A 1,503-nucleotide genomic window follows, 5' to 3' on the forward strand; every position below is an offset into this window, starting at 1 on the left:
GCCTCTACACGCTGCTGCTGCAGCGCTTCGGTGTCTTCGGCCTGGTGCTGTCGCTGGTGTTCCTCTGCGCGATGAGCGTGGTCGGCGACCTGGTCGAATCGCTGGTCAAGCGTGCCGCCGGCGCCAAGGACAGCAGCGGCCTGTTGCCCGGGCACGGTGGCGTGCTCGACCGGGTCGACGCGCTGCTGCCGGTGTTCCCGATCGCGATGGCGCTCAGCTCGCTGTAGCGGCCCCCGGCACCCTCCGGCCGCACTCCTGCGCCACGCCACCTTCTTGCCAGGCCTACCGATGTCAGAAGTCTCGTCTCCCCGCCAGCGGGTGTGCATCCTCGGCTCCACCGGCAGCGTCGGCACCAGCACGCTCGACGTGCTGGCGCGCCATCCCGGGCGCTTCGAGGTGTTCGCGCTGTCGGCGCACAGCCGCAGCGACGAGCTGCTCGCGCAGTGCCTGCAATGGAAGCCCCGCTTCGCGGTGATGACGGATCCGGCGCACGCGAAGCGCCTGCGCAGCGCGTTGCGCGAGGCCGGCGCCGCCACCGAAGTGCTCGAAGGCGCGGCCGCGCTGGAACAGGTTGCCGCCCACCCCGAGGTCGACAGCGTGATGGCTGCGATCGTCGGTGCCGCCGGGCTGCCGTCGTGCCTGGCCGCGGCGCGCGCCGGCAAGCGGCTGCTGCTGGCCAACAAGGAGGCGCTGGTCGTCGGCGGGGCGTTCTTCATGGACGCGGTGCGCACCGGCGGCGCCACCTTGCTGCCGGTCGACAGCGAGCATTCGGCGATCTTCCAGTGCCTGCCGGAAGACCGCAGCACCTGGCCGCAGCGCATCGACCACCTGCTGCTCACCGCCTCGGGCGGCCCGTTCCGCCGCCGCGATCCGGCCACGCTGCACAGCGTGACGCCCGACGAGGCCTGCGCGCATCCCAACTGGGTGATGGGCCGCAAGATCTCGGTCGACTCGGCGACGATGATGAACAAGGCGCTCGAGGTCATCGAGGCACGCTGGCTGTTCGACCTGGCGCCGCAGCAGATTCGCGTCGTGCTGCACCCGCAGAGCGTGATCCATTCGATGGTGGTGCTGCGCGACAACTCGGTGCTGGCCCAGCTCGGCACGCCCGACATGCGCGTGCCGATCGCCTACAGCCTGTCGTTCCCCGAACGCATCGAGTCGGGTGCTTCGCAGCTCGATTTCCTGCAGATGTCGGCACTGAGCTTCGAGGAGGCCGACTTCGTGCGCTACCCGGGCCTGAAACTCGCTTGGGACACGCTGCGCGGGCCTGAAGGCAGCACCGCGATCCTCAACGCCGCCAACGAGATTGGTGTCGCTTCATTTCTGGCAGGAACCATCCGCTTCGATCAGATTCACAGCGTCAATGTCAGCACCCTCGACGCCATGACCCCGGAACGCGACGCCTGCCGCTCGCTCGACGGATTGATCGCGCTCGACGAACAGGCGCGGCGCGTCGCCCGGGCCCGCGTGGCGGAGATGGGCGCATGAACGCCGCGGCCA

At 69.7% G+C, this 1,503-nt stretch carries 2 protein-coding genes; both read left to right on the forward strand.

The features are described 5' to 3' along the window. Positions 1-227, forward strand: a 227-nt coding sequence (locus tag AC1D15_RS31660; protein ID WP_477829167.1) for a phosphatidate cytidylyltransferase, incomplete at its 5' end; no start/stop codon positions are given. A 61-nt stretch (positions 228-288) separates the two neighbouring features. After that, on the forward strand, positions 289-1,491 hold the full coding sequence (ispC, locus tag AC1D15_RS31665) for a 1-deoxy-D-xylulose-5-phosphate reductoisomerase (protein ID WP_465112320.1): 1,203 nt from the start codon (positions 289-291) through the stop codon (positions 1,489-1,491). Positions 1,492-1,503: the final 12 nt, after the last annotated feature.

It is taken from the genome of Rhizobacter sp. P2_H2 (genome assembly GCF_056403375.1).

What these genes read in the sequence shown, in the direction of transcription:
- ispC (WP_465112320.1), top strand. Translation starts at nt 289, where the DNA reads ATGTCAGAAGTCTCGTCTCCCCGCCAGCGGGTGTGCATCCTCGGCTCC.